The following is a 4,185-nucleotide window of genomic DNA, read 5'->3' on the forward strand; positions in this document are numbered from 1 at the left end:
GCAATAACAACTGGGCCTTGTAACGGGCAACTGTGAAGGTCCGCGCGAATGTGAGTACAACCGAGGAACCGGATGCGGGAAAACTGCACGTCCGGGATTGCGCCGGGGGCGCCGGGTAACCGGCGTCCCTACGGCTGAGGAACACCTCGCCCATTCCTGAAGATAACGGCTCGCCGGATGGCGTCAGCCGTTGCCAGAGCGGACCGAGAGCTGTAGTCTCGCCGTTTGGAGTCCAGGGCCTAGCCGCCTCGGCTAACGGCTTGCGGGGATCCTTCAGGCTACGGTGAGCCAGTTGATTGCGGTAGTGGCGAATCTTGCGTTTACGCGTATAGTGTTCGAGGTTCTGGAGCGCGGTGGCAAGGACGCCCGCCGCCGCATCGCCGGTGAGGCTAGCCAGCCAGAGACGCCATGCCGCAGCGGCGCCTGCCATGGTGTTCACTCTCTGCTGTTCCAGGAATAAGTCGGGAAACCAGGCGGGGGCCTTCTCCCACTTCGGATCGGTCTCCACGATCGACTGGACGGCCAACTGGATGGCCTGGCTCTGGTCGGCAGGCACGCTCATCGTTTTGGCGTCGGCGGCGCATCCCTGCGCGGCCAGCGTCCGGATGACGGCCATTTCCAGCGCCAGGTCGACCAGGGCAGTGGTCGCGATCAGTGCATCCGGGACACGCCAGTCCGGTTCGCTGTCGCCCTGCAGTGCGGCCTCTACCTGGAAGGCGCGCAGTAGCAGCATTATCGCACCGTCCGTTGTGCCATGGCCGTTAACGCCGATTGCGCTGCAAATCTCCTCACTCGGCGCCGCGCCGCGGAAGAAGGCGGCCAGGTCTTTGACCCGGTCGAGCCAGGCGCGGTCGGTCTTAATGGCGTCCAAATGGGCAACCGAGCCCCAAGCGCCCAGGATATCGCCCTCGCTGAGCCGGCTGAGGGCATGGGCACGAGCACCCAGACGATCTGCGGCGGTCACCACATCGCGCTGGATTTGCTCTCGGTTGAGTGGCGGGACCGCGGTGATCGGGTGCTTGCCCTCGGCCTCGGTCTCCCAATAGTCGAAGGTGCGGCGGGGGAAGTGCAGTTCTGCCGAGGCCAGCACCATGGGTTTGATCTGAGTCATGCCGCCGAGGGCCGAGACGATGGCCCTGCCTTGGAAGCCGTCCGCGAGGTTACGGATGGCCTCGTCGATGATCCGCACGGCGGGGCGCAGCACCGGAAAGTCCTCGCTATAGGGCGCGGCTTCCAGTTGTTCCAGACCCGACAGGTAGTTGGTCGCGCGGATTCCGCATTCCTGCCGCGTGAACGCGGTTTCGCCACGCCAGGGTATACCGAAGGTCTCAGGCCCCGCCAGCCAGTGTCCAATGATCTCGCCGGTGCGAATGGGCTCGCATCGGTAAAAGAAGGCGTCGTTCGTCGGCTGGCGGCGGTCGCTGTAGAAAATCAACACCCGCTGGACCGCCAGGTCATCGGACGTCAGCAAGGCGGTGATGAGGCGTTCCACCTTCGCGGGGCGCAGTAAGAGTCTGCCGTCAGTATCGACATAGACGATCTTGTCGCCGTCGCTTTCCCGGCAACCCCCAGGCGCGTTACCCGGTCGAGTGTCCTTGGGCTGGCTTGGTGGGGAGGCCTGGTCACCGCCGCGCACGGGATCCCACTTCACCGTAGGCAGTGCCTCGCGCAGTGTCGTCGTGGATAGCTGGCCCACATCGCATTCCCCCAATCCGATCCGAAGGCGACAGCGGTCTGTGGTCAGTGCCTCATGCACGGCGCGGTACCGTTGCTTGTCGATTTCCAGTCCATAGGGCCTTCCATCGCGCTGTCCCGGCGCCCAGAATTTGATGTCCTGCCTGCCAGTGGAGATAATCAGGGCGACGGGGGTCTTGATCGGGCTCATTCGGGACGCTCCTGCGGTGCTGCCGGTCTGGTTGTGGGTTAAGGGGTGTCTGTGATGGCCTTTTTCAACTGCCACGGCTCGCCGGGATTGGCGGCGGGCCAAACAGTCGTAGCCGCAGGGTGGACAAGTGATCGCGCAATCCACCCAACTCCGTGGCGCCGTTAAACGCCGGGCTTTAACCCGAGCCAAATCCGGCGGTCTGGCCGCAGCGGGCCGTTTTGAGGTTGAGCACCCGGCGGCGGCGCACTACGACGCTGCTTGGCATGGGAGACGCGAATCTTGGTGTGATAGCTATAGATCTTGTCGTCGTCCTTGTCCCGCGGATAATCGGTCTGCGGTTGACCGGCATACCGGCTGACCTTGAGCCAGTTGACCAGTCCGGTCTCCTTGCCGGCAATAATCTGCAGAAAGGCGAGAACCATGCGCCGCTGCCATTCGGGTAGCTTCGCCTCCCGGTTCAAGTGGGGCTTCTCGCCAAGTATGAGCGCCTCCTTGACTGTCATGGTTACACTGCCAAAGCCCAAGGGGCGGCCATAGCCCAGTTTGAGCGCAAACAGGGGCGCTTGGCCTGGCGGTCCGGATTTTTGATGTGGTTGAGGAAAGAGATTGCTGATTGTGGCGGGCAAGTCCTTGGCCAAGTCTTTGAGCAGGTGAGGCTGCAGGGAAACGAGTAGGGCGCCGATCTCCCATTCCCGCAGGTCGCGGAAGCGCAAGGTATAGCGGAAACGGGTGTCGGGGCGGCTCACCCAGCGCGCCAGGGTCGCTTGGTCCGAGCGGCAGGTCTTTTCGTCCTCGGCGAGGAATCGCTCGCTACCGGTGAGCGCACCATTTCCCAATGACATAGGCTGATGGCGATAGAATTTACGGCCGTTCAGTGCGCCGCCGGGGTCGCCTTGGAGGTCACCGTAGGTGATGGTCGCCGCGGGGCGGGACTCGACACCCTGTTGGCTGACGTAATGCTCCACGGCGCTCGGTTTTGGCGCCCCCAGGATGCGCAGGGGCAGCAGGAAGCGGGCATCTGCCGCGACACCATTGAACCAGAGGAAACGGTGATTGGGGTCCAAACGGTCTTGCGGGGGCTCTTCCACGGCATGGTTGATGGCGATGCGCCCGGCAAGGCGGGCAAAGCTCTTATCGCCAAGACCTTGCGTGCCGGTGTCCTGATCCGCTACATAGCCGAACAGCAGGCGGGCGCCGCTGAGTTTGCCGGAGGCGAAGGCATCGTTGGGCGATACGATACTCTCGTCCGCCGCTGGCTTCAGCTCGGTGCGTAGGGTCCCAATGCCGGTTTCGGGATCGATGTTGATCTCACGTACGGAACTGGTATAGCGCCAGCGGTAGCGGAAGTGTGTGCCGAATGAGACGATCTTGGTTGGGTTATCGGATTGATCGACCTCGGCTTCGAGATAAATCACCTGATAGGGTTTTAGCCCATTAGCCGCGATGCGTTTGCCCATGCCGGTTCTGGCCGCGTCGATATCTGGTAACCGTTCAGACCCCCCGCCGGTTTTCGGCTGCCGCTCGCCGTAACCCACTGATTCTTCGTTTGCGGACGCAGGCTCAGGGGAGGGGGTCTGAACGGTTACGATATCTGCACCGACCAACGTTTTGTCCCAAAAGCTTCGCGGCAGTCGTGATAGGTGACCGGACTTGCCATCGACCAATTCCCGCAGCATCGCGGTATGCTGCTTCACCAGTTCGGTGCCGATGGTCTTGGTGCCGGGGAAGTACTTGTCTGGCGCCTTGGGGACCAAGGCCCGGAAATAATGGCGCGCGGTCATCTCGCCTCCATCGTCCTCGCCATCCTTCTGCTTGCGCTTATGCAGGGCGCGGGTGAGGGCCGCCATCCTGAAATTGCCGTCGATACCGCAGGCATAGTGGCAGACCAGCCATTGATGGTCGACGGGCCAGGAGCTACCCGGTTGGTATTCCAGTCGGTTGAGTGGGAAATTGTTCCCGTTGTTGCTCCCCCACGGACGATAATAATTGTCGAGCGTCTTAATTTCATCAACGCCCCCCAGACCAAGCTGGATGAGAATTTGTTCCGGCCGTTCCTCGGACATCCAGGGGCCGCGAGGCCGTGGAACGCTTTGGCTGCGGCTGACGCGGATCTGGGTGAGGACTTGCTGGAGTGCCCTCCTGTCGCTCGCCTCAGTGGAACCAGCCCTTTTAAGGTGTCATTTCGTGTTCAGCCCGAACCGGCGAGCAACCGAGCGGTCGAGACATGAGGTTTACCCTTGAACTTGGTGCGTGGTGTAGGCGGTTTCTTCGGCCCACGCGTGGTCTTGCGTAGTTTATGC

At 62.3% G+C, this 4,185-nt stretch carries 2 protein-coding genes; both read right to left on the minus strand.

Features of this window, described 5'->3' with window-relative positions; translation table 11 throughout:
• Nucleotides 1–1,885: hypothetical protein (locus QZX93_RS15105; protein ID WP_295389183.1), on the minus strand; the 1,885-nt coding region annotated here is incomplete at its 3' end.
• Nucleotides 1,886–2,046: 161 nt separating this feature from the next.
• Nucleotides 2,047–3,948 carry a hypothetical protein gene (locus QZX93_RS15110; RefSeq protein WP_295389185.1) on the minus strand — a complete coding sequence of 634 codons (1,902 nt, stop codon included), beginning with the start codon at nucleotides 3,946–3,948 and terminating at the stop codon, nucleotides 2,047–2,049.
• Nucleotides 3,949–4,185: the final 237 nt, after the last annotated feature.

The organism is uncultured Thiodictyon sp., assembly GCF_903946935.1.
Taxonomy (GTDB): Bacteria; Pseudomonadota; Gammaproteobacteria; order Chromatiales; family Chromatiaceae; genus Thiodictyon.